Consider the following 22327-nt stretch of genomic DNA (forward strand, 5'->3'; position numbering starts at 1 on the left):
ATCCCGATGATGAAATCGAAATTAGTGAACAAAGCCCGCCGCGTTACCCGGCACACGGCATCCGCGTCACGTCAGAACATCTGGTTGATACCGATACGTCCAACCGTCTGCGCACTCGAACTCGACGGCTGATAGCCGAACTGCTCCGCCTTCGCATTCGTGCCCGAGGCCCGTTGCAGGCCGACGCCTGCATAGATCTGCGTGCTCTTGGACAGATAGTGCGTGATGAACAGGTTGTACTGGTTGTACGTCAGCCCCTCGAACATGGAGCGGTTGTACGAAATCCCCATCACATAGAAGCGCTTGCCGCCGCTCAGGTCGATGTTGACGCCCACCTGATAGTTGCGCTCCGTCACCGAGCCCTGCGGATCTTCGAGCTTCACGTCCGTAAAGGTCGCGTGCGGAATGAAGTCGCCCACGACCACCGAGCCGCCGACCGCTATCGTGCTGTAACGGTCGGCGTTGAACAGGGTGCCCTGCCTGAGCCGCTGACCGAGTACCGACGTCACGCCGAAGATACCGAACAGGTCGGCCGTGCGGTTGTGCGACATCGAATACGCCGCGCCCAGTTTGACTCTGCCGTTCTGGTAGCGCGCACCCACGCTGTACTGACGCCCTTCGCTGAAGTTCGTCTGGTTGCCGAAGGCGTTCATCGCACCGGCCTGAAAACCGCGGTAGTCGATCGATTCGTACTTCACCGAGTTGTCGAGCGCGCGCGTGTTCGCGAGGCCGTCCAGGTTGCCCACGGTGTAATACGACGAGATACCCGGCACCGAATTGTTCAACGCGCCCACGTACTCGTACACATAGTCGGGGATATGGCCGAGACTCAGCGAGCCGAAGCGGCTGTTCGTGATGCCCACGTACGCGTCCCGGTTGAAGAAGCTGGCCGGATTGATCTGCGCGCCCGTGTTGGTGAGAAAACCCGACTCCAGCCGCGCGAAAACCGTGTTGCCGCCGCCAATGTCTTCCTTGATGAGAAAGCCGAAACGGTCCGGCGTGCGCTTGCCGGCCGACTCCTGATACAGATGCCCGCCGCGCGAGTTCGTCACGAAATCGACACCCACGTCGACGCTCCCGTAGAGCGTCACCGATGACTGCGCGAACGCGGGGCACCCCAGCACCAACGCGCACGCACCTGAGAACAGACTCGTCGTTTTCAACCCATGTCTCCAATGTCTTTTTTTGTCGCCGGCCGCATGTCTGCTGACCGATCCCCATGTGGGTGACAGGCGCCGGTCTGCTGCGCGGTTCGCTGCCGTCTTTCCAGATGTTGCCGGGAGTGTAGCGAATGGATTTAGGCTTTTGAATCGTGAATTATTTATCAACTCATCGAACAAAACGAATAAAGCTTTTAATGGTCGGTGAAAATACCAGGTAAGCACGATTAATTGGCGCCCACGCTTCTATTAGCCAGAACCCGGTGCTACCATCCGCCGCGTCGGCATTAAGAACCTGCGTCTGGAGACTCGTATGGATATAAGAGGCATGCTGCCGCGGCGCATGGTGGTTGGAATCAGCGGCGCGTCGGGCGTCATATACGGCGTGCGGCTCCTGCAACTGCTGCGCAAGCTCGAAATCGAAACGCACCTGGTGATGAGCCGCTCGGCGCAGGTGACGCTCGCTCACGAATCGGACTTCAGCGTCGCCGACATCCGCGCGATGGCGAGCGTCTGCCATTCCAACACCGATATCGGCGCGTCGATCTCGAGCGGATCGTTCCCGGTGATGGGCATGATCGTCGCGCCCTGCTCGATCAAGACGCTGTCGGAAATCGCCACGGGCATGACCAGCGGCCTGCTTTCGCGCGCCGCGGACGTCACGTTGAAGGAGCGCCGCCGCCTCGTGCTGATGGTGCGCGAGACACCGCTGCACCTCGGCCATCTGCGCAGCATGACGGCGGTAACGGAGTCCGGCGCCATCGTCTATCCGCCCGTGCCCGCGTTCTACGCGAACCCCGAATCGCTGACCGACATGGTCGATCACACGCTCGGCCGCGTGCTCGACCTGTTCGGGCTGGACGCCGCCACGGTGCAGCGCTGGGGCATGTAGGCGCGCCGCCGTCTCTGCCGTTCAGGGCCACCGCGCCCTTGTCACAGCGCCTGTTCCGATTATCAAATTTCAGTGATGATCCATTCGGATTAATTTGCTTCTTTCGCGCGATTCGCTGAATTAAAGTGATTCCCGATTTCACCGCGTTGGCTACTTATAAAGATTATCGATCGATTCATAACGAAGATCGATAAAAGCGCTCATTACGAAAAAGGTCGAATCGTCGAATGAAGATAGTTATTGCAGGCGCCGGTATCGGCGGATTGACGGCCGCAGCCGCATTATTGAAAAAAGGTTTCGATGTCACGGTGTTCGAGCAGGCGCAGGCGCTCAAGGAGATCGGCGCCGGCGTGCAACTGAGCCCGAACGCCACCCGCGTGCTGTTCCAGCTCGGCGCGGGCGATGCGCTCGAGGGCCTTGCGTGCGAACCGCTCGGCAAGCGCGTGCGTCTATGGAACACCGGCCAGACATGGCGCCTGTTCGATCTCGGCGCGCAATCGCGCGAGACCTACGGCTATCCCTACTTCACACTGCATCGCGCCGACCTGCATCAGAAACTCGCCGACGTGGTGCGCTCCATGAAACCCGACGCCATTCGCCTGAACCATAAGGTGGAGAGCTTCTCGCAACAGAACGGCAAGGTGCTGGTGCAGGCCCTCAATGGCGAAACCTGCGAAGGCGATCTGCTGATCGGTGCGGACGGCGTGCATTCGCGTGTGCGGCACGCGCTCTTCGGCCCTGACGAGCCCGTGTTTTCCGGCGTGATGGCATGGCGCGGCGTGATCGACGCGAGCAAGCTGCCGGAGCACTTGCGTTCGCCTTACGGCGCGAACTGGGTCGGCCCCGGCGCGCACGTCATTCACTATCCGCTGCGCGGCAACGGGCTCGTCAACTTCGTCGGCGCGATCGAGAAGTCGGGCTGGCAAGTCGAATCATGGTCCGAACGCGGCACGCTCGACGAATGTCTCGCCGACTTCGAAGGCTGGCACGAAGATGTGCGCACGCTGATTTCCGCGATCGACATTCCGTATAAATGGGCATTGATGGTGCGCGAGCCGATGGCCCGCTGGAGCCAGGGCCACGCGACGCTGCTCGGCGATGCCTGTCATCCGACGTTGCCGTTTCTCGCGCAAGGCGCCGGCATGGCGATCGAAGACGGCTATCTGCTCGCGCGCTGCCTCGAACGCTATACGCACGACGTGCCGCAGGCACTGCAACGCTATGAGGCGCTGCGGCTCGAACGCACCGCGAAAGTCGTGCGCGGTTCGGCGGCCAACGCGACGCGCTTTCACAATCCGCAGCTTGCCCATGCGGAAGGCGCAGCCGCCTATGTGGACCGCGAGTGGAGCGAGGAGCGCGTGAAGGAGCGCTACAACTGGCTGTTCGAATACAACGTCGACGCGATCGAAGTCTGACCCGCGCCGGGTTTCGCGCGACGCTGCCCCGTACGATCCAGCAATACCAGGAGACACTGTGTCCATCCATCTCGATCCTCCAGCGCCGGTGCTCGGCCTGCATCATTTTGCGTGGCGCTGCCGCGACGCCGAGGAAACGCGTCACTTCTACGAAGACATTCTCGGTCTGCCGCTCGTGCACGTCATCCGCCTGGACCGCGTGCCGAGCACCGGCGAATATTGTCCCTACGTGCATCTGTTCTTCGAAATGGCGGACGGCTCGAACATCGCCTTCTTCGATCTCGGCGATGGAACCGCCGCGCTTGCCTCGCCGAATACGCCCGCGTGGGTCAATCACATCGCGCTGCGCCTGGCAACGCTCGAACAGTTGGAAACGATGAAAGCGCGGCTGACCCACAATGGCGTCGAGGTGCTCGGCGTCACCGATCATCACTTCGTCCGCTCGATCTATTTTTTCGACCCGAACGGCTTGCGTGTCGAACTAACGGTGCCCGTCGCGCCCGCCGAAGAACTCGCGGGTTATAGAATGCGGGCTCGGCCGGTGCTCGACGCCTGGACCGCTGAAAAGAACAAGGCAGTATCGGAGACACGCCCCGCATGAGCGCGCTCAATTCCACGCACGATCCGGCGCGGCGCAGCTGGATCGAATCGGCGAACGCCGGCAACGCGGATTTCCCCATTCAGAACCTGCCGTTCGGCGCATTCGTGCGAGGCGGCGAATTGCGCACCGGCGTCGCAATCGGCGATCGCATCGTCGATTTGCGCGCGCTGCACGACACGGCGCTGCTGGAAGGCGACGCGGCGCTCGCCTGCGCGTCGGTTCGCGACGGTACGCTGAACGCGCTAATGGCGCTCGACGCCCGCCATGTGAGCGCGTTGCGTGGCGCACTGTCGGCGCTGCTCGCGCAGAACGCGCCCGCACGCTCGCGGCTCGAATCGTCGATCGACGCCGTGCTGCCGCACATGAACGATGTGCAACTGACACTGCCGTGCACGATCGGCGACTACACCGACTTTCTGACGTCGCTTCATCACACCGAGCGCCACGGCCGCTACAAGGGCCTCGCCGATCCGCTGCCGGCCGCGTTCAAATCGCTGCCGATCGCGTATCACGGCCGGGCTTCGTCGCTGCGCGTGAGCGGCGGCGAAGTGCGGCGCCCGTACGGCCAGTATCGCCACGCGGAAGGCCGCGTGTGTTTCGGGCCCGCGCCGATGCTCGACTTCGAACTGGAGCTGGCTGCCGTGATCGGCCGCGGCAACCCGCTGACGCAAGCCATTCCGATCGACGACGCCCGCGCGCACATCTTCGGTTACTGTCTGCTCAACGACTGGTCGGCGAAGAGCATTCAATGGTTCGAGCAGGTACTGGGGCCGTTCCTTGGAAAGAGCTTTCATTCGAGCATCTCGCCCTGGATCGTCACCGACGAAGCGCTCGCCCCGTTTCGCAAGGCGGCGCCCGCACGCGCCGCCGGCGATCCGGCGATCCTGCCGCATCTTCACGGCGTGCAGGACCAGCAAAGCGGCGGTCTGGATCTGCAGTTGTTCGCACAACTGTCCACGGCTGCAATGCGGCGCGACCACATCGAGCCCGTGCGAATCACGCACACGCATCTGGACAATCTCTACTGGACGTTTGCGCAGATGGTCGCGCATCACACGAGCAACGGCTGCAACCTGCGCACGGGCGACCTGCTCGGCAGCGGCACGATCTCCGGTGCGAGCGATGAATCGCGCGCCTGTCTGACCGAACTGACCGACGCGGGCAAGAAGCCGCTTGCGCTGCCGAGCGGCGAATCGCGCATCGCGCTCGAAGACGGCGACGAGATCGTGCTGAGTGCGCGTGCGAGCGCGCCCGGCGCAGTGTCGATCGGCTTCGGCGAGTGCCGCGCACGCATCGCGCCGGCGTTGCCGTATCCGCACGCGCCGAATGCGCTGCCGCACGGAGAACACTGAACCATGACGACGCTCAACGGCTTCGCGCAGTTCGGCGGCGGCCCGCATAAAGTCATCGCGCTGAACGGCTGGTTCGGCAGTTCGGCCGACTGGAACGCGCTCACGCCCGCACTCGATCCCGAGCGCTTCAGCTACGCGTTCTTCGACTATCGCGGCTACGGGCTTTCGCGCGACAAAGACGGCGAATTCACCTTCGACGAAGTGGCAAGCGACGTACTTGCGCTCGCGGACCATCTCGGCTGGCAGCGCTTCAGCCTGATCGGCCACTCGATGGGCGGCATGGCGATGCAGCGGGTGATGCTGGCGGCGCCCAGGCGCATCGTGAAGATGGCGGGGGTGTCGGCCGTTCCCGCCTGCGGCTCGCGCATGGACGAGGCGCGTCTCGCGATGTTTGCCGCCGCAATCGGCGACGTGACGAAGCGCGCGGGCATCATCCACTTTTCGACAGGCAGCCGGCTCGCCGCACGATGGAGCGCGCACCTCGCCCAGCAATCGGAGCGCGAATCGCGCCGCGAGGCTTTCGCGGCCTATCTGCCGCATTGGGCCACCGGCGACTTTGCCGCACAGGTGGAAGGCAATCCCACGCCGGTCAAACTCTTCGTGGGCGAACACGATCCGGCCATCACGGCGGAGCTGACGGCGCGCACGTGGCTGACGTGGTATCCGAATGCCGCCGTGGAAACCTTGACCAATGCAGGGCATTACGCAATGAACGAAGTGCCGGTGGCGCTGGCGACCGCACTCGAAAACTGGCTCTCGGAGCCTTAACGGACCGCGCTAAGCAGTCAGGCACGCGCGCCAACACAACCGGCGCGATGCAGGAGACACCATGTACGAGACCACCTATCTGCGCGCCGCATCGCTTGACGAAGCCGTCGGCTGGCTGCGCGAGCATGAAGAAGCGCGGCCGCTGTCGGGCGGCATGACGCTGATTCCCACCCTCAAGCAGCGCCTCGCCGCGCCCTCGCATCTGATCGATCTCACGCGCATCGACGCGCTGCGTGGCATCGAAGTGCGCGGCGGCATTTTACGCATTGGCGCGCTGAGCAAACACGCCGAGGTTGCGGCGTCGAGCGTCGTGCGCGGCGCGATTCCGGCGCTTGCCAGCCTGGCTGGCGTGATCGCCGATCCGCAGGTGCGCAACCGCGGCACGCTGGGCGGCTCGGTCGCCAACAACGATCCGGCCGCCGACTACCCCGCCGCCGTGCTCGGTCTGAATGCGCACGTCGTCACGTCGTCGCAACGGCGCATTCCCGCCGACGAATTCTTCGTGGATACCTTCGAGACCGCGCTGCGCCCGGACGAACTCGTGACCGCAATCGAATTTGCGATTCCGCTGCGCGCGGCCTACGCCAAGTACCGGCATCCCGCGTCCGGCTACGCGGTGGCCGGCGTATTCATCGCCCAGTACGACGATACGATCCGCGTCGCCGTGACGGGCGCGGGCGCGTCGGTGTTCCGCTGGTTCGATGCGGAAAACGCCTTGCAGCAGGACCTTTCGCACGCGGCGCTCGCGTCGCTTTGCATCGACCGCGATACGCTCCCCGACGACGACAACGCGTCCGCGCCGTATCGCGCTCATCTGATCGAAACCTATACCCGCCGCGCACTGCAGGCGCTGCTTGCGTCGTAACGGCGTCGTAACCGCGTCGTAACAGCGGACGCTCATCGAGGAGACAAGAATGGAATTTACTGGATCGCAAACCATCGCGGCATCGCGCGAACAGGTCTGGCAAGGACTCAACGACGCAGCCGTGCTGCAGGAATGCATACCTGGTTGCGAATCGTTCGAGGCCGAAAGCGAAGACCGCTACAAGGCGGTGGTGGTGGCGTCGGTCGGGCCCGTCAAGGCGCGCTTCAAGGGCACGCTCGAACTGTCGGATCGCGATGCGCCGAGCGGCTACCGGATCGTAGGCCAGGGCGAAGGCGGTATCGCCGGCTTCGGCAAGATGACCGCAACCGTGACGCTCGCCGATGCCGAAGACGGCACGCTGCTCACCTACGTGGCCGACGCGCAGGTCGGCGGCAAGCTCGCGCAGATCGGCTCGCGGCTTGTTACGTCCGTGGCGAACAAGCTCGCCGCCGAATTCTTCAAACGCTTCAACGCGACGCTGAGCGCAGCGAGCCAGGCCGCGCAATGAACGCAAGAACCGGAAACACAGGTGAATCATGGTTGATGTCCAATTGCAGGTGAACGGCGCGGATGTCGCGCGCGACGTGCCCGACAACACGCTGCTGGTCGAATTCCTGCGCGAGCAATTGCGTCTCACGGGCACGCACGTGGGTTGCGATACGAGCCAGTGCGGCGCGTGCACCGTGCTTCTCGACGGTCAGGCCGTCAAGTCGTGCACCGTGCTGGCCGCGCAGGCGAGCGGCGGCCAGGTCGTCACGGTCGAAGGTCTCAACGCAACGTGCGGCGGCAAGCTGCACCCGGTGCAGGCTGCTTTCGTTAAGTGCCACGGTCTGCAATGCGGCTTCTGCACGCCGGGCATGATCATGGCGAGCGCTTTCTATCTGCGCCAAGAGCCGGCGCTCGACCAGGCGAGCATCGCTCATGCGCTGGAGGGCAACATCTGCCGCTGCACGGGCTATGTGAACATCATCGAGGCCGTTCGCCACGCGGCTCGCGAAATGTATCCGGATGCGCCGTTCGCCAGGACGGAGGCTCACTCGTCATGATCGGCAAACCGATACCTCGCGTCGAAGACCAGCGCTTCGTCACCGGCAACGGCCAGTACACGGACGACATTCACGTCGACGCACAGTTGCATGCGGCGTTTCTGCGCTCGCCCCATGCGCACGCCGTGCTGCGTTCGATCGACATCGCCGCCGCCCGCGAAGCGCCCGGCGTGATCGCGGTACTGGTGGGCCAGGACTATCTCGACGACGGCTTCAAGGGGGTGGACCATGTGCCGAATCCCGTCGATGCCATCGACGCGACGAAGAAGGCTTTCCTCACGTCGCTGACCGGCTCGATCTTCAATCAGCCCCATCTCCCGCTGCCGGTCGACCGGGTGCGCCATGTGGGCGAAGCGATCGCGATGGTGATCGCGCAGACGCCGCTGCAGGCGCGCAACGCGACCGAGCTGATCGACGTGGACTACGACGTGCTCGACGCTGTGATCAACGGCAACGACGCGATGCAGGACGGTGCGCCGCAACTCTGGGATGGCGCGCCGGGCAATCTGTGCTTCCAGACCCAGATCGGCGATCGTGACGCCGCGCGCGCGATCATCGCCAAAGCGGATCATGTCGTGCGCCGCGAGTTTCATCACAGCCGGCTCGTCAATTGCCAGATGGAGCCGCGCAGCGCGATCGGCGCGTACGACGCGGCAACCGGCGTCTACACGCTGATCTCCGGCAGTCAGGGCGCGGTGCGCCAGCAGCTTTGCCTCGCCGCGGCGCTGAAAGTGCCGCCGGCGAACGTGCGCGTGGTATGCCCGGATACCGGTGGCGGCTTCGGGCCACGCTCGTTCATCTATGTCGAACAGCTTGCCGTCGTATGGGCCGCGCGCCGCATCGGACGCCCGGTCAAATGGACGAGCGATCGCAGCGAAGCGTTTCTGTCGGACTACCAGGGGCGCGACGCGATCATCCGCTCGACAATCGGTTTCTCGAAAGACGGCCGCATGCTTGCCATCGACAACGAGTGGATCGGCAACGTCGGCGCCCACACGGTCTCGTATGTGCCGATGTCGAACGGCACGCGCATCATGACGACCGTCTACGACGTACCGGTGGCCGCCGTGCATGTGAGCGCGGTCCTGACCAACACCGTGCCCACGGCGCCGTATCGCGGCGCGGGCCGCCCCGAAGCGACGCATGTGATCGAACGTATGCTCGATCTTGCGGCCGCCGGCTTAGGTATTGATCGCGCGGAAATTCGCCGGCGCAATCTGGTGCCGCGAGACAGGCTTCCGTATCGCAGCCCGATGGGTCTCACGTACGACAGCGGCGATTTTGCGCGCAACATGGCGCGCGCGCTGACGCTCGCGCAATGGGACAGCTTCGCGGAGCGCCGCGAGCAGTCGCGCACACAGGGACGGCTGCGCGGCATCGGCCTTGCGAACTACATCGAATCGCCGGTGGGCGCGCCACGTGAGCGCATCGAATTGACGGTGCGCGCCGACGGCGGCATCGATATCGTGTCGGGCACGCAGTCGACCGGCCAGGGACACGAAACCACGTTCGCGCAGGTGGTCGCGCATCATCTCGGCGTGCCGATGGAAGCCGTCAAGCTGCGCACGGGCGATACCGCGTTCGTGAGCGTCGGCGGCGGCAGTCACTCGGACCGCACGATGCGGCTCGGCGGCATGCTGCTCGTGGATACCGCGCAACAGATCATTGCGGCCGGCAAGAGCGTCGCCGCGGTCTTGCTCGATGTGGACGCAGCGAGCGTCGAATTCGCCGACGCGCAATTCACCGCGCCCGCGAGCGGCCGTCGAGTGAGCCTTGCCGGGATCGCGCAGCATGTGGCGAAAGACGGCCTGCCAGGCGACCCATCGGCGAAAAAGCTGCACGCCCACGCGGAAGTCAGCACGCGCGTGCCCGCCCATCCGACCGGCGCGGCCGTCTGCGAACTCGAAGTGGACCCCGACACCGGCGCGGTCGAGCTGGTGAACTACACGTCGGTGGACGACGTGGGGCAGCCGATCAATCCGCTGATCGTCGAAGGCCAGGTGCATGGCGGCCTCGCGCAGGGAATCGGCCAGGCGCTCTCGGAAGGCTTCTACATGGATCGCCAAACCGGCCAGGTGCTGACCGGCTCCTACATGGACTACGGCGTGCCGCGCGCCGGCGTGATTCCGCCGCTCAACGTGGAGCTGACGGAAGATCCGACGCAGGGCAATCCGCTGCGAGTGAAAGGCGGTGGAGAAAGCGGCATCACGCCGGCTACGGCCACCATTTTCAACGCGCTGGCCGACGCGCTGCGCGACTACGGCAGCGACGAACTCGCGATGCCGGCCACGCCCAGGGTGATCTGGGAATACATACACCGCGCGCAAGGAGGCGCTCATGTCGACTGAATCCGTGACTATCCGCCGTGAGGGCGCGTTGCTCGAAGTCGTGCTCGACCGTCCTGAGAACGGCAACCTGATCGACCAGGCGATGAGCGATGCGATCATCGCCGCCCTGACCACGATCGACGACGACACCAAGCTCGTGCGCATTGTCACGAGCGGCAAGGACTTCTGCAAAGGACGCCAGTCGCCGATGCCGCCGGCAGGCGCGAAGCCGTCGGCGGAAACGCTGCGCCGCGTCGTCGCCGCGCCGCCGCTCGCGCTCTACGATGCGCTGAAGGCGGTGCGTGTGCCGGTGCTGTGCGTCGTGCGCGGCGAGGCGATTGGCGTGGGCTGCGCGCTCGCGGGCGTTTGCGATGTCGCGCTTGCCGCCGAGGACGCCGTGTTTCAGATCCCCGAGATGGAGCGCGACATTCCGCCGACGCTCGTCATGTCGGCGCTGATCGGACGCGTTCCCGTCAAGACAGTTGCACACATGGTGCTGAGCCGCGCGCGGCTCTCCGCGCACGAAGCGCTGGCGGCGGGGCTCGTGAGCCGCGTCGTTGCATCCGCCTCGCTCGACGCCGAAGCCGGGGCGCTCACCGAAACGCTGCTCGGCTGCAGCGCCGTCACGCTGCGCGCCGTCAAGCAGTTCCTGCATCTCGCTCCGGAGATGCCCCCCGCGGCTTCGAGCGGCTTTGCCGCCCATCTTGCAGCCACTGCGCTGTCAGCCCGCTTCTGAGGGCCGCGCGCCGCCCCTCGCACAAGGACACGACATTGAGACCGAAGACCACCATCGCTTCCACCGCGCAAGGCGCGGAACTGCCCGACCTGGAGCGCTTCCGGCTGCGCCGCTTTCTCGACTCGCTCGACGAAACCGAACTCGATAGACGCAGCGAGCCCGTCGATCTGGCCGATATCGCCGCGATCATGGAAGGCAATCCGCGCGCCGTCTGGTTCGCGCAACCGGCAGGCGGCAGCGTGCCGCTCGCGGGCAGCGTGGCGGCGAGCCGCTCGCGCCTTGCCAAAGCGTTCGACACGACACCCGGCCAGTTGCTCGAAGTCGTGCGCGACCGTTTGCGCACGAAGGGCAAGCTCGTCGAAGTGAGCCGCGCACAGGCACCCGTTCAGCAAGTGGTCCTGACCGGCGACGCTTGCGATTTCACGGCGCTGCCCGTTCATCTGCAACACGATCTGGACGGCGCGCCGTATATCTCGGCGTCGATCGACTTCGCGGTCGACCCCGACACGGGCTGGACCAACGTCGGCATTCGCCGGCTGATGCTGCGCGGGCGCCGCACCGCCGGAATCGATCTCGTGGCGCCGTCCGATCTGCGCGCGATCTCGCTCGCACATTCGAAGCGCGGCGAGCGGCTGCCGATCGCTTTCGCCGTCGGCACGCACCCCATCGATCACGTTGGTGCAACGATGCGCATTCCCGCCGACGAACTCGAGCTGGTTGCCGCGTTGCGCGGCGCGCCGATGGGCGTCGTCAAATGCGTGACCAGCGATCTGCTGGTGCCGGCCGACGCGGAGTTCATTCTCGAAGGCTATCTCGACGAGCGCGGCCACGCGGAGCCCGAAGGACCGTATGGCGAATTCCTCGGCTATTACGGCGGCATCAAGACCAACCCGGTGTTTCATCTGACTGCGATCACGCATCGCAAAGACGCTGTGTTCCAGACCTGCACGATCGGCGGCCGCACGATGGCGCGCACTGATACCGCGCAACTGGCCGCGCTGCGCACCGAAGTCACCGTATGGCGCGCGCTGGAAACGGCCGTGCGCGAGATCAGGGCGGTGTACGCGAGTCCCGCGACGGGCGGCATGTTCAACGTGCGGATCGCGATGCAACAGCGTGTGCCTGGTGAAGCGCGCAACGCGATCGCGGCCGTGTTCGCGTCGCTTGCCAACGTCAAGCATGTGTTCGTGGTCGACCCCGACATCGATATCTTCTCGGACGAGCAGATGGACTGGGCGCTCGCCACGCGCTTCCAGGCGGACCGCGATATGGTGATGCATGGCGGCATGCGCGCGATGCCGCTGGACCCGTCGCTCGCCGGCGCAACGGTCACCGCCAAACTCGGCTTCGACCTGACGCTGCCGCTCTTGCGCCCCGGCGAACAGCGCGATCTCGAACATCGCGTTCCCACGCCGCCGGTTCTGACGGGCGCGCGTTTCGATTCGCTGCAAGCCGCACTCGAGCACGGTCCGAAGCGTTTCACCGAACTCATGTCCGCGACAGGAACGCGCGATGGCCGCGAGATCGTGCGCTGGCTCGAAGACACGGCGGCAACCCGCGCCATCGTCCGCGACGAGGAGGGGCGATACGCGTTTGCATGACGGGTGCGGCGCAACGGCGCCGTCGCATCGTCATGGACATGTAAGGGGCGATCGGGTGTTGTCCCGGTCGCGGATACCCGAGCGCGGCGATAGAATCCCGGCAGCCCTCTCGTGCCCTTCCCACAGGACCGCCGCATGAATCTGTCCCTGAAACAACTGAAGGTCTTTCTCGGCGTGGCGAACGCGTCGAGCTTCACGAAGACCGCGCAGAGCTTGCATCTGAGTCAGGCGGCGCTGAGCGCGATCATCCGCGAGCTCGAGACCCAGCTCGATTGCCGGCTGTTCGAACGCACCACGCGCACGGTTGCGCTCACGGAGGCGGGTCACCTGTTCTATCCAACGGCGATGAAGATCGTCGACACGCTTGAAAAATCCGTTGTCGAACTCAACGAACTCGGCCGGCAGAAGCAGGCGTCGCTGCTGCTCGGCTGCACGCCGATGATCGCCGCGAGTCTGATGCCGCAAGTGCTTGCGCGTTTCGCCGAGACGAGTCCGCAAGCGCAGATCGAACTCGTCGACCGTCCTCCCGGCGAGCTTCTGAAGATGGTCGAGGACGGCGATCTCGATGCGGCGTACGGCATCTTCTTCTCGCAGTTGTCCGGGATAGACCGCGTGCCTATCTTTCCGACGCGGCTCGTCGTGGTCTCGTCGCCCGTGGAAGGCGCGCATGGCATCGGCAAGGTGCCGCGCGACGGAGTGCAATGGCGCGCGCTCGAAGGGTTGCCGCTCATTACCCTGCCGAAGGAGAACCCGTTGCAGCGGCTGATCGAAGCGTCGTTGTCGAAAGAAGAAGTGACGGCGGGCCGGCGTACGGTTGTCGGTCATTTGCAGACCGCGGTCGCGATGGCTCACGAAGGACTGGGCGTTGCGATCATGCCGTCGTTCTGCGAACACATCTGCCGGCACTATCGGGTGCGCATCGACGTGATCCGGCCAGAGGTGGAATTTTCGTTCTACCGGATCACGCGCAGCGGACGCGACACGCTGCCCGCGCTGGATCAATTCACGCGGATGTTCGCCGCGGCGGCTCAACTCAGCCCGTTCGTGCCTGGATGAATGGCCGCGTGCCACGCCCGTGCTGCGACGATGCGTCGAGCCCGGAGAACATATCGTCGACATTGCCGTTCGATATCTGCCGGGCGATGGCCGGCAAGTCGGCGGAGTCGGCGGAATCGGGCTTGCCGATCAGCGCATAGGACAGTTCGTTCTGCCGCCACGAAACGACGTTCATACCGTCCATCTCGCGCTGGGCGATGGACTCGTCAGGGCGCGAATCCTTCATCACGCACAGCGCCACCGGCATGCCATGCTCGGGGAGATACACCATCTGGACGAGCGGCTTGCCGTTATAGCGCAACCGCTCCACCGCCTTGAACGATAGCCCCGCCGCCTGCAGATCGGGCATACGCAAGCGGATGCCGTCGACCTTGCGAATCGCATCGACAGTGCGGGCGGCAGCGGCGCCATCGGGAACGATACTGGCGACCGTCTCGCGCGTGTACATGCGCTGATAGTCGACCGCGACGCTGATCCACGAGCGCGTCTGAACGGCCGCCGTGGAGACTCCGCGATTGCCGGACGCGCCGGGCCATCCGCCAAGATGCTGCACGAGGCCCGCGCAAAAAGCGCCCGCAATGAAAGCGGCGGCAAGCCACACGCGGCGCTGCGAACGCTGTGCTTGCGGCGCGGGAGTGCTCGATGCCTGCGGCCCCGCGGCCTGCGCCATCGACTCGATCCGGCGCCGGAGTTCGTCAGGCAGCGGCGGCAATTTCTGCGCCGCGAACGCTTCGCGATAAGGAAGCCGCGACGCTCGCAGCAACGCCACGCTTTCTCTCAGATCGGCGGATTGCGCGAGCGCGCTCTCGACCGATGCCGCTTCGCGAGCACTGAGTTCGCCGTCGGCATACGCGATCAGTTGGCTGTCGTCGGGCTTCATTGGACGATAGGCTAAGGAGAGAAAGGGCTGTGTGAATGAGTGAGTGGCGTCACGGCGGGCACGAACGCCCGTGCTGCCGAAGGCTTCCATGATAACCGTACTGGCGGTGCGTTCCCACCCGAGGCAGTGCGCGCGTCAATGTGCGCGGGCCCGCGCCGCCGCTTCTTCACTCGTGCGGCGCTGCAGGGACACGGCATAGGCGGCGGATCGTGCGGCAAGCAGCGGATCGGCGGAAGGCGCAATACCGTCCGGCAAAACCGTTGGATCGAAAGCAAGATCGCGGCACGCACCGTCGATCTGCGTTTGCGCGCGATCTATCACGAGCGTGCCGGCGTCGATTCTCGGCCGGCGCGGCGAACTCACCCATTGCCGCGTGGAGTCGTCGGTCGTGTCGCCGGGCATGGCGACGTTCATAAACAGATGCCAGCGCAACGGCCCCTTGCGCAGACTTTTCGACAGATCGTAGAACAGAAAATCCGGATCGCGCAGATCGCCGGCATCGACGGCACGATAAGGCTTGTCCGGCACCACTTCCCACCGAACGAAGCGACGAATACCGTGCGCGTCGATAGTCTGGAACGCGCTGATGCCGTAGTACGTGGCGTTGTCGTAGCCCGACGACGGCGGATGCTGCTCGATAAAACGCCTGAAAGCGCGGGCCTCGGGATGACTGTCGAGGAACGCCTGCATCTTCGCCGGATCGCGGCGGCCCGTGCGCGGATCGCGCGCATCCGCTTGCAACTGCTCGAGCAACGCCTGAGGCGTGCGCACCGGGAACACAGGCGTGGAGTTCATCGCAAGACGCCACTCCTCGCCGCGCGGCAGCGTCATGCGCAGCGCGAGGCTGCGCACCGTGGCGGCGGCGTCGTCCTCACCGGGATCGCCGCCGGGTATCGACAAGCGTCCGACAACCGCATAACGCCCCTTCGCAAACACGCTGGCACGTGAGAGCAGCGCGCCGTCTCCGTTGCTGTCGAAGTGGCCGGTCACGCAAATTCCTTTCGCATGATTGCGCCTGAAACCGGGGTGCGGCGTGGTCGTCGCCTCGAACGCATTGACGATGCGCCGTGCGTTCAGTCGTGGAGAAAGCCAGCCCACGCAAGAAAGGAACACAGCGGCGAGCGCCGCGGGTATCGCGCATACGGCGAACGAGCGCAACGCGCGCAATGTGCGACGCGATGATCGCGGACGCGCCGGCTGATCGCGCAAGTGGCCGAACCTCATGCGTTATGCGGCCGGCGGCGCGTGCGCTTCAACGCGGCGTACGCGAGCGGCTCGTGACCAGCGAATGCGGCGCGACTCGTCATGCACATCGAACCGCTAAGGTTGCGCTCAACTCTGCTGGACATCGGTGCCGGTGCGGTTGTCGCCGACGGTCGCGGATACCCGGCCATCGTAAAGCTGCCTGCCGAGCGCATCGAGATCGACTGTACCTGGCGTGCCGATCAGCGCATAGCCCACCTCGCCGCGCCGCCACGCGACAACCTTCATGCCTTCGACTTTCGCGTTCGACGGCGCTGCATCCGCCTTCGGTTCTTTCAGCACGCACAGCGCGACCGGATCGCCCTTCTCGGGCAAATAGACGATCTGCACCAGTGGCTTGCCATGAAAGCGCAGCCGCTGGACGCGCTTGAAAGTCAGCCCCTGGCTGCGCAAATCGGGAATCCGTACGGGCAGCTCATCCACCTGCTGGATGTCTGCAACGGTCGTCGCCGTGGTGCTCATGTCGGGTTGCAGCAGAGCGACCGTGTCCCGTGTGTACAGCTTCTGATAACCGGCCGCCGCCTTGATCCACGGCGTCATGCCCGAGTCGTCAGAGGCCGTGGTGAGCGCGCCGCCGCCACCGGCCAGTTGCGGCACGAGCCGCAGCGCGAGGCCGCAGCAGAACGCGCCCGCGACGAACGCCACCGCGAGCTTTGGCCACGTGGGCCACTGCGGCAGCGACAGCCATTGCCGCGACTTCGTCCGAGGCCTTAGCGGCCGGACATTGTCGCCAGGCTGTTCTTCGGTGCCGCGCGAGTTATCCGCTTCTGCCGCTTCTGCCGCTTCTGCCGCTTCTGCCGCTTGGGCCACTTCTGCCGCGTCAGCGCTCGCGCTCCGCTCGGCGCTCTCGCGCTCCACATGCTGACGGATCAACGCGTCGACGCTACGGCCCAGCGATTCCGGCATGGGCGGCAACGCCTGCTGTTCGAACGCATGCCGATAAGGCAGTTGCGAGGCGCGCAGCATCGACACGCGGGACGCGAGATCTTCCGATTCGCGGATCGCCTTTTCCACCTGTTCGCGCTCGGGGCCCGACAACTCACCGTCGACATAAGCCAACAGGCTGGCATCATCGATCTTCATTGCGCCGCTCGCTGGTTTTTCGACGATCGTGCCGAAGACGTATCGTGGTCGCTGAATTGCGCGCCGATTGTCTGGCGCGCGCGGGAGAGCCGGCTCATGATCGTGCCGATCGGCACGCCGAGCACCTCGGCCGCCTCCGCATAGCTGAACCCTTCGACCGCCACGAGCAGCATCACGGTGCGCTGCGCGTCGGGAAGACGCTCCACCGCCGCGATGATCTCGCTCACGCTGTCGGCAGGATTGCGCGCCCCTGGGTCGGGCACGGTTTCGAGAAAGTTGTCGTCCCACTCCATGCTCGAGCGGCTGCGCACGTTGCGCGCACGTAGTTCGTTGAGCCAGGTGGAATGGACGATGGAGAACATCCAGCTCAGAGGCGAGGTGCCCGGCTGCAATTGATGAGCACGTTCGAGCCCCCGCACGCACGCGCGCTGGAGCAGATCCTCGGCGTCGTGCTGGTTCCCGCACAGGCGCAGAGAGAATGCCCAGAGCCGCGGCAGCATGCCCGGTAGAAGACTGGGCAGATTCTCGACATCTGCTGTTGACATGATTGACTGGCTCGAAGCAGGGTTACCGTCCGGCGCGCCGGCTGCTGACTGACCGTTCCTGCGGGTGAAGGAGTTCGCGGATTGTACAGCGTGCGTCAAACGTTTGCTTCCGGGCAGCCACGCCTCTTTGCCGCATCAGGTGGAATAACCGCTCGCCGTCAGTTGTTCTGTCATGGACCGGAAACACCGAACGAAATCACGCGAGCGCGTCCGCCGTTTTCGCTCGCGCTTGCACATGCTCCCCTCTTCCAGTCCGACATGACCGACTCCTACACGACGAATGCCCTGCTTTCCCCTATCGACGATGCGGCGCCGGCCGGGCTCAACCTGGAATACGATCCCGCCTTCACCGAACTCGAACTGCTGGCGACACCGACGCCCGAGCGCGCCATGGGCGACAGTCTGAAAGCGGCTCAGGAACCCGACTGGGACAAAGTCGCAAGCGCCGCCGGCGCGCTGCTCGCGTGCACGAAAGATCTGCGCGTCGCGGTCCACCTGTGTTCTGCTCGAACCCGTAGAGAAGGTCTGTCCGGATGGGCCGCGGGCCTCGGCCTCGTGCGCGGGCTGCTCGAACGCTACTGGGACCATGTGCATCCACAACTGGACGCAGACGATAACAACGACCCCACCGCCCGCGCCAATGCGCTGATGCCGCTTGGCGATCCGCAAAGCGCGCTCGGCATGTTCAGGCTTGCTCCGTTTGTGCAGTCGCCGCGTCTCGGCCGCTTTTCGCTGCGCGATCTGCGCGTCGCGACGGGCGCGATCAACGCGTCGCCGTCGCAGGACGGCGCGCCGGCTCCGACGCTCGTCGATCTCGAAGCATGTTGCATGGACTGCCCGGAGGATCAATTACCGCAATCGGCCGCAACGCTCGCAGAAGCACAGGAACATGCGCAAGCCATCGTTGCGTTGGTGCGGGAAAAACTCGGCACGGCGAGCCCCGACCTGGCGCTGTTGTGCGGCGATATCGCGGAGCTGAAAAAATTCGTCGATACGCAAGTGCAGCGCCGGTTTCCTGGACGACCGGAAGCGAGCGTCGGCGCGTCGCCGGCCTCGCTGTCGGGCTCGCTTCTGGACTTGTCTTCGTCTTCGCCTGTGTCGCCGCACGAGGGCGCCACGCATGAGCCGGCCAACGCGAGGATCTCCGGCCAGGCCGATGTGATCCGGCGGCTCGACGAGATTTGCGACTACTACGAGCGCGTCGAACCTTCGAGCCCGCTACCGGTTCTGCTCAAACGCGCGCGGCGCCTCGTCGGCAAGAGTTTCGCCGAGGTGCTCAGGGACATCGCGCCAGGCGGGCTGTCGGAGCTTCAGACATTGTCGGGTTCCGAGAGCGAATAAGCGCGGCCGGCCAGGCGCGGCCGGCGAGGTGCGGCCGCGGAGGCGCGTTCAGCAGACCGCATCGCGGCCCTCAACGGCGATCATGACGCCAGCATCAACGAGTCAGCATCAACCAGCCGGCGGCAAGCGCGCTGGCCACCGCGACCAGCAGCAGCATCAGCAGCATCCATAGCGCGGACGAGCGGCCTCGCTTCACAGGCATCTGCGCGCTGCCGGCATCGCGCCGCCGAATCGGCACGGGCTGGCGCCGTGCGGCACCCGCAGGGACGCTTCGACGCACCGTATCGCGCCCATCGGAGGGCGCTTCGCCGACGAGCGAATCAAGCAAGCGTCGCCGCCGCTGCCGATATGCATCGCGTTCGATGCGGCCAAGCCGATGCATTTCATCGAGCACCCGCAACGCGTCGTTGACCTGCTGCTCGCGCACGCCCGGCTCCTCCTGTGTCGTCACCGCAAGCTCCGCCTGAGTGTCGCGCCGCGCCGCCCGTCTGCGCTGTCCGGCCCGCCGCATTTCGCTGCCCGTCATGCGTTCGCCTGGCTGTGCCGGTCGCTGCGCGCGGGCAGCGTCATCGAAACCGACGCCGCCGCGCTCGCCGCGTCGCCGCTTTCGACCCGCGCCTTGATCTGGTCCAGCAGCGCGCTCAAACCGCCTGGCGGCAACGCGATGCTCGCGCCGATGTCGCGCTCCATCTGCTTCATGGCTTCCGGGTCGGCTGCCTGCGCGGTATCGAAGCGTGCCTGCAGCGCCTGCAGATCCGGGTCGGCCATCGGCTGATCGCGCGCGGCCAGGATTGCCGCGGCGAGCAGATAGCGTTGCGCCGCGTCGCCGAGTTTCTGATCGCCCGAAAGCGCGTCGGCACCCTGCGAGGCGACGCGAGCGGCGTCTTGCAGATTGCCCGCGCGGCCAAGCGCGCGAGCATTGCCGAGATACGCGTTGGCAACGAGCTGCGGCGCGCCGCTCGTGAGGAACGCGTTGCCGGGTTCCAACGCGCGCATCCGGTTGAGTGCCGCGAGCGCACGCGCTCCGTCGTTGGCGGCAGCGGCGAGCCGCAGCGCGTCCATTTGCGCAGCCGCGTCGCCGCTCGCCGTCAACTGGTCGATGCGTTGCTGCTGCAACAACTGCAGCATCCGGTCGCGCTGAGCGGAAAGACCCGGCGAATGCGGCGCATAGCGCAAGCCGACCTCGATGACGTCCAGCGTCCGATGCGCCAGCAGCGGATCGGTCACGCGAGACGCCGCGGCGACGATGCCGTCGGCGAGCGCGTCTATTGCCGTGCCGGTTTCCGGCGAAGCGTCGTTTTGCAGCGCGCTCATCGCCCGGCTCACGCCGTCGAGCCACGCGGCGCTGGCTGACGGATTAGCCGCCAGTTCCACGAGCGAGCGGCGCGCATCGGGCACGCTCATCGCGGCGGCAGGCGTCCCATGATTTTGTGTCGCCGATGCCGCTGCCGCCGCCAGTTGTCCGCGCCGCCGCTGCAAGCGCGAGGAGTCCGGAAACAGTTGCAGCGCCAGCGCGATCCGCGCCCGCGCTTCGTCGAACCTGGCCGAGTCGAGCGATTGCCCGATCGCGGCGTCGTAGCGCGATTCGATCTGCGGACTCTTCAGCAACGCGCTGCCCGGGTCGAGCATGCGAATCCGCTGCAGGATGTCCGCCGCGCTGCCCGGCTGGTCGTCGAACAACGCGTCGCGATCGAGCGCTTCGTCGAGGCTGCTCGCGAGCTTCGCGAGCATGTCGGCGCGCTCATCGTCGATCTGCTTGCGCCGCACGTCGAATTCCGGCGAAAACAGCTTCAACTGGTCGCGGATCTGAAACACGTGCTGGGCGGCCGCATAATCGATCCGCCCGAGCGGCGGGCTCCAGTACGCGTCGAGCCGGCTTGCGAGAAAGCGCTGGATCAGATCGTTCTGGTTCAGCACGAGGCGTTCGCGCTCGTCCACGCCAAGCAAGGCGAGCGCCGCGACGGCCTGGTCTTCGTTCGCGTAGTGCCGTGGATCGCTATCGGCAAAGCGTGCGATGGTCGCCTCCAGTTGCCGATGGCGATGCTGGCTATGCCATGCGGAAGCGCCTGCGGCGAGCACCGCCACGGCGAGCGCGCCCGCGCAATATGGCAACAGGCGCTCGCGCATTTTCCTCGGCCGCAGCCCTTCGACGAGCGCGCCCACCGTCTGCAACCGCTCGCCGCCGCGAAAAGCCACCGCCTGGCACAGCGCCCGGTATTGACGCCGCCCGAGACCCGGCACTGGCGGCGGCACTGCACTCTCGCGCAACGCGACGTCGGCGCTGTGCCGGTCGAACGGATGGCGGCCGGTTAGCAACTCGAAAACCACACAGCCGAGCGCGTACACGTCGTCGCGCACCGACGGCGCCGCGCCCTCGATCATGTCGAGGCTCGCATAGGCCGGTGTCATCGCGCCGAGCGTGCCGGCATCGAACACGGTCTGCTCACCGGCCGCGCCCGCCGCAGCGAGCCCCGCCCGCGCGATGCCGAAGTCGAACACCTTCGGCACGCCGTCGCGCGTCACCATGACGTTGCCCGGCTTGAAGTCCGAGTGCACGATGCCGCTCGCATGCGCGCGCTGCAACGCGCGCGCCATCGCGTCGATCAGCGGCCACGCCTCGCGAAACGGCATTCCCGAGGGACGCCCGCGAATCAGCGTGCGCAGATCCGTGCCGTCGATGTACTCCATCGTCATGAAAACGATCGTGCCGTCCTTGTCGAAATCGTAGACGTGCACGATGTTGTCGTGAGCAAGCCGTTGCGCGCGGCGCGCTTCGCGTTGCAAGGCAATCAGCGAATCCGGGTGGCGGCGGAACTCGTCGTTGAGCACCTTCACGGCCACGTAGGGATCGCGGTCGCGGGCCTCGACCTTGCGCTCGTCGCGCGCCAGATAGACGACGCCCATGCCGCCGCGCCCCAGTTCGCGCTCGAGCAGAAAACGTCCTTTGAGCAGCTTGCCCACCGATGCATGATCGCCGCTTCGCGCCTGAGCTACACGCTGCCAGGTATCGCGGTTCAGGCTGCTGTCGCTGGACTTGCTATCACTGGCGCTGCTGCCGTTCACATCGCTGTCGTTCACATCGCTGTTGTTCGCATCGTTGCTTCGGACTTCTTGCGATCCCGCGTGGCTGACGGAACGGCTCGCGGGTTTGACGACGGTCGCGTCGTCCCACGATGCGCGCGATGAAACCCCCACTGCGGGTTGCACGACAGTGAGGCCGTCGCCGGCGTCAACGGGCCTCGCATCGAGCGCCACTTGCTCGCGGCGGTACACGGAAGAAGACGAAACCGGCGCGGCGCGCCGCGCGAACAACCACCGTGCGCGGGCCTCGATCAGAAGGAACAGTTGCCGTGCGCGCGCGCCGCCGGCGCCGAGGCGTGAGTAGATGTCGTTCAT

General features: G+C 65.5%; 20 protein-coding genes. 13 read left to right on the forward strand and 7 right to left on the reverse strand.

What is annotated here, in order from left to right; all coding sequences use genetic code 11:
- Positions 1-71 precede the first annotated feature (71 nt).
- The gene (locus tag CUJ91_RS26340) at positions 72-1163 is read right to left on the reverse strand and encodes a porin (protein ID WP_114157529.1); all 1092 of its coding nucleotides are present in this window, start codon (positions 1161-1163) and stop codon (positions 72-74) included.
- Between the two features lie 310 nt (positions 1164-1473).
- Between CUJ91_RS26340 and CUJ91_RS26345 the strand changes: the two genes are divergently transcribed.
- From CUJ91_RS26345 to CUJ91_RS26400, 12 genes are all read left to right on the forward strand, one after another.
- Positions 1474-2052 carry a UbiX family flavin prenyltransferase gene (locus tag CUJ91_RS26345; RefSeq protein WP_006049741.1) on the forward strand — a complete coding sequence of 193 codons (579 nt, stop codon included), beginning with the start codon at positions 1474-1476 and terminating at the stop codon, positions 2050-2052.
- 227 nt (positions 2053-2279) lie between these two features.
- The gene (locus tag CUJ91_RS26350; protein WP_053860199.1) at positions 2280-3467 is read left to right on the forward strand and encodes an FAD-dependent monooxygenase; all 1188 of its coding nucleotides are present in this window, start codon (positions 2280-2282) and stop codon (positions 3465-3467) included.
- Between the two features lie 58 nt (positions 3468-3525).
- Positions 3526-4068, forward strand: a complete 543-nt coding sequence (locus tag CUJ91_RS26355; RefSeq protein WP_171800023.1) for a VOC family protein — start codon at positions 3526-3528, stop codon at positions 4066-4068.
- Complete coding sequence (fahA, locus tag CUJ91_RS26360; protein ID WP_114157530.1) at positions 4065-5420, forward strand: fumarylacetoacetase; 1356 nt, start codon at positions 4065-4067, stop codon at positions 5418-5420. The genes CUJ91_RS26355 and fahA overlap by 4 nt, the downstream gene beginning before the upstream one ends.
- A 3-nt stretch (positions 5421-5423) precedes the next feature.
- Complete coding sequence (locus CUJ91_RS26365) at positions 5424-6188, forward strand: alpha/beta fold hydrolase (protein ID WP_107709618.1); 765 nt, start codon at positions 5424-5426, stop codon at positions 6186-6188.
- A gap of 61 nt (positions 6189-6249) precedes the next feature.
- On the forward strand, positions 6250-7053 hold the full coding sequence (locus tag CUJ91_RS26370; protein WP_114157531.1) for an FAD binding domain-containing protein: 804 nt from the start codon (positions 6250-6252) through the stop codon (positions 7051-7053).
- Between the two features lie 49 nt (positions 7054-7102).
- Positions 7103-7561 carry an SRPBCC family protein gene (locus CUJ91_RS26375; RefSeq protein WP_006049747.1) on the forward strand — a complete coding sequence of 153 codons (459 nt, stop codon included), beginning with the start codon at positions 7103-7105 and terminating at the stop codon, positions 7559-7561.
- A 28-nt stretch (positions 7562-7589) separates the two neighbouring features.
- Positions 7590-8099 carry a (2Fe-2S)-binding protein gene (locus CUJ91_RS26380; protein ID WP_053860194.1) on the forward strand — a complete coding sequence of 170 codons (510 nt, stop codon included), beginning with the start codon at positions 7590-7592 and terminating at the stop codon, positions 8097-8099.
- On the forward strand, positions 8096-10447 hold the full coding sequence (locus tag CUJ91_RS26385) for a xanthine dehydrogenase family protein molybdopterin-binding subunit (protein WP_114157532.1): 2352 nt from the start codon (positions 8096-8098) through the stop codon (positions 10445-10447). Before CUJ91_RS26380 ends, CUJ91_RS26385 begins: the two co-directional genes overlap by 4 nt.
- Positions 10437-11162, forward strand: coding sequence for an enoyl-CoA hydratase/isomerase family protein (locus CUJ91_RS26390; protein WP_114157533.1), 726 nt, complete (start codon positions 10437-10439; stop codon positions 11160-11162). Before CUJ91_RS26385 ends, CUJ91_RS26390 begins: the two co-directional genes overlap by 11 nt.
- Positions 11163-11197: 35 nt before the next feature.
- The gene (locus CUJ91_RS26395; protein ID WP_114157534.1) at positions 11198-12763 is read left to right on the forward strand and encodes a UbiD family decarboxylase; all 1566 of its coding nucleotides are present in this window, start codon (positions 11198-11200) and stop codon (positions 12761-12763) included.
- A 135-nt stretch (positions 12764-12898) separates the two neighbouring features.
- On the forward strand, positions 12899-13819 hold the full coding sequence (locus CUJ91_RS26400) for a LysR family transcriptional regulator (protein ID WP_029970287.1): 921 nt from the start codon (positions 12899-12901) through the stop codon (positions 13817-13819).
- On the opposite strand, the gene CUJ91_RS26405 is transcribed toward CUJ91_RS26400, so the two are convergent.
- From CUJ91_RS26405 to CUJ91_RS26420, 4 genes are all read right to left on the reverse strand, one after another.
- The gene (locus CUJ91_RS26405; protein ID WP_114157535.1) at positions 13797-14699 is read right to left on the reverse strand and encodes an anti-sigma factor family protein; all 903 of its coding nucleotides are present in this window, start codon (positions 14697-14699) and stop codon (positions 13797-13799) included. The two genes, CUJ91_RS26400 and CUJ91_RS26405, sit on opposite strands and share 23 nt — an antisense overlap.
- A 135-nt stretch (positions 14700-14834) precedes the next feature.
- Positions 14835-15923, reverse strand: coding sequence for a catalase family peroxidase (locus CUJ91_RS26410; protein WP_244231030.1), 1089 nt, complete (start codon positions 15921-15923; stop codon positions 14835-14837).
- 108 nt (positions 15924-16031) lie between these two features.
- Entirely contained in the window at positions 16032-17045 is a 1014-nt protein-coding gene (locus CUJ91_RS26415; RefSeq protein WP_114157536.1) for an anti-sigma factor family protein, read from the reverse strand.
- Positions 17042-17590, reverse strand: coding sequence for an RNA polymerase sigma factor (locus CUJ91_RS26420; RefSeq protein ID WP_006049756.1), 549 nt, complete (start codon positions 17588-17590; stop codon positions 17042-17044). Before CUJ91_RS26420 ends, CUJ91_RS26415 begins: the two co-directional genes overlap by 4 nt.
- A gap of 258 nt (positions 17591-17848) precedes the next feature.
- On the opposite strand from CUJ91_RS26420, the gene tssA reads away from it, so the two are divergent.
- Entirely contained in the window at positions 17849-18931 is a 1083-nt protein-coding gene (gene tssA, locus CUJ91_RS26425; RefSeq protein ID WP_114157537.1) for a type VI secretion system protein TssA, read from the forward strand.
- Positions 18932-19025: 94 nt separating this feature from the next.
- On the opposite strand, the gene CUJ91_RS26430 is transcribed toward tssA, so the two are convergent.
- The gene (locus CUJ91_RS26430; protein WP_244231031.1) at positions 19026-19457 is read right to left on the reverse strand and encodes a hypothetical protein; all 432 of its coding nucleotides are present in this window, start codon (positions 19455-19457) and stop codon (positions 19026-19028) included.
- Positions 19454-22327: a serine/threonine-protein kinase gene (locus CUJ91_RS26435; protein ID WP_114157538.1), complete on the reverse strand. Its 2874-nt coding sequence runs from the start codon at positions 22325-22327 to the stop codon at positions 19454-19456. The genes CUJ91_RS26430 and CUJ91_RS26435 overlap by 4 nt, the downstream gene beginning before the upstream one ends.

Source organism: Paraburkholderia graminis (assembly GCF_003330785.1).
Lineage (GTDB): Bacteria > Pseudomonadota > Gammaproteobacteria > Burkholderiales > Burkholderiaceae > Paraburkholderia > Paraburkholderia graminis.

Excerpts from the sequence above, each read along its gene's own strand:
- CUJ91_RS26435 (WP_114157538.1), bottom strand. The coding sequence starts at position 22,327 with ATGAACGACATCTACTCACGCCTCGGCGCCGGCGGCGCGCGCGCACGG.
- CUJ91_RS26345 (WP_006049741.1), top strand. The coding sequence starts at position 1,474 with ATGGATATAAGAGGCATGCTGCCGCGGCGCATGGTGGTTGGAATCAGC.
- tssA (WP_114157537.1), top strand. The coding sequence starts at position 17,849 with ATGACCGACTCCTACACGACGAATGCCCTGCTTTCCCCTATCGACGAT.
- CUJ91_RS26405 (WP_114157535.1), bottom strand. The coding sequence starts at position 14,699 with ATGAAGCCCGACGACAGCCAACTGATCGCGTATGCCGACGGCGAACTC.
- CUJ91_RS26415 (WP_114157536.1), bottom strand. The coding sequence starts at position 17,045 with ATGAAGATCGATGATGCCAGCCTGTTGGCTTATGTCGACGGTGAGTTG.
- CUJ91_RS26410 (WP_244231030.1), bottom strand. The coding sequence starts at position 15,923 with ATGAGGTTCGGCCACTTGCGCGATCAGCCGGCGCGTCCGCGATCATCG.
- CUJ91_RS26420 (WP_006049756.1), bottom strand. The coding sequence starts at position 17,590 with ATGTCAACAGCAGATGTCGAGAATCTGCCCAGTCTTCTACCGGGCATG.
- CUJ91_RS26380 (WP_053860194.1), top strand. The coding sequence starts at position 7,590 with ATGGTTGATGTCCAATTGCAGGTGAACGGCGCGGATGTCGCGCGCGAC.
- CUJ91_RS26430 (WP_244231031.1), bottom strand. The coding sequence starts at position 19,457 with ATGACGGGCAGCGAAATGCGGCGGGCCGGACAGCGCAGACGGGCGGCG.
- CUJ91_RS26390 (WP_114157533.1), top strand. The coding sequence starts at position 10,437 with ATGTCGACTGAATCCGTGACTATCCGCCGTGAGGGCGCGTTGCTCGAA.
- CUJ91_RS26370 (WP_114157531.1), top strand. The coding sequence starts at position 6,250 with ATGTACGAGACCACCTATCTGCGCGCCGCATCGCTTGACGAAGCCGTC.
- fahA (WP_114157530.1), top strand. The coding sequence starts at position 4,065 with ATGAGCGCGCTCAATTCCACGCACGATCCGGCGCGGCGCAGCTGGATC.
- CUJ91_RS26385 (WP_114157532.1), top strand. The coding sequence starts at position 8,096 with ATGATCGGCAAACCGATACCTCGCGTCGAAGACCAGCGCTTCGTCACC.
- CUJ91_RS26350 (WP_053860199.1), top strand. The coding sequence starts at position 2,280 with ATGAAGATAGTTATTGCAGGCGCCGGTATCGGCGGATTGACGGCCGCA.
- CUJ91_RS26365 (WP_107709618.1), top strand. The coding sequence starts at position 5,424 with ATGACGACGCTCAACGGCTTCGCGCAGTTCGGCGGCGGCCCGCATAAA.
- CUJ91_RS26400 (WP_029970287.1), top strand. The coding sequence starts at position 12,899 with ATGAATCTGTCCCTGAAACAACTGAAGGTCTTTCTCGGCGTGGCGAAC.
- CUJ91_RS26375 (WP_006049747.1), top strand. The coding sequence starts at position 7,103 with ATGGAATTTACTGGATCGCAAACCATCGCGGCATCGCGCGAACAGGTC.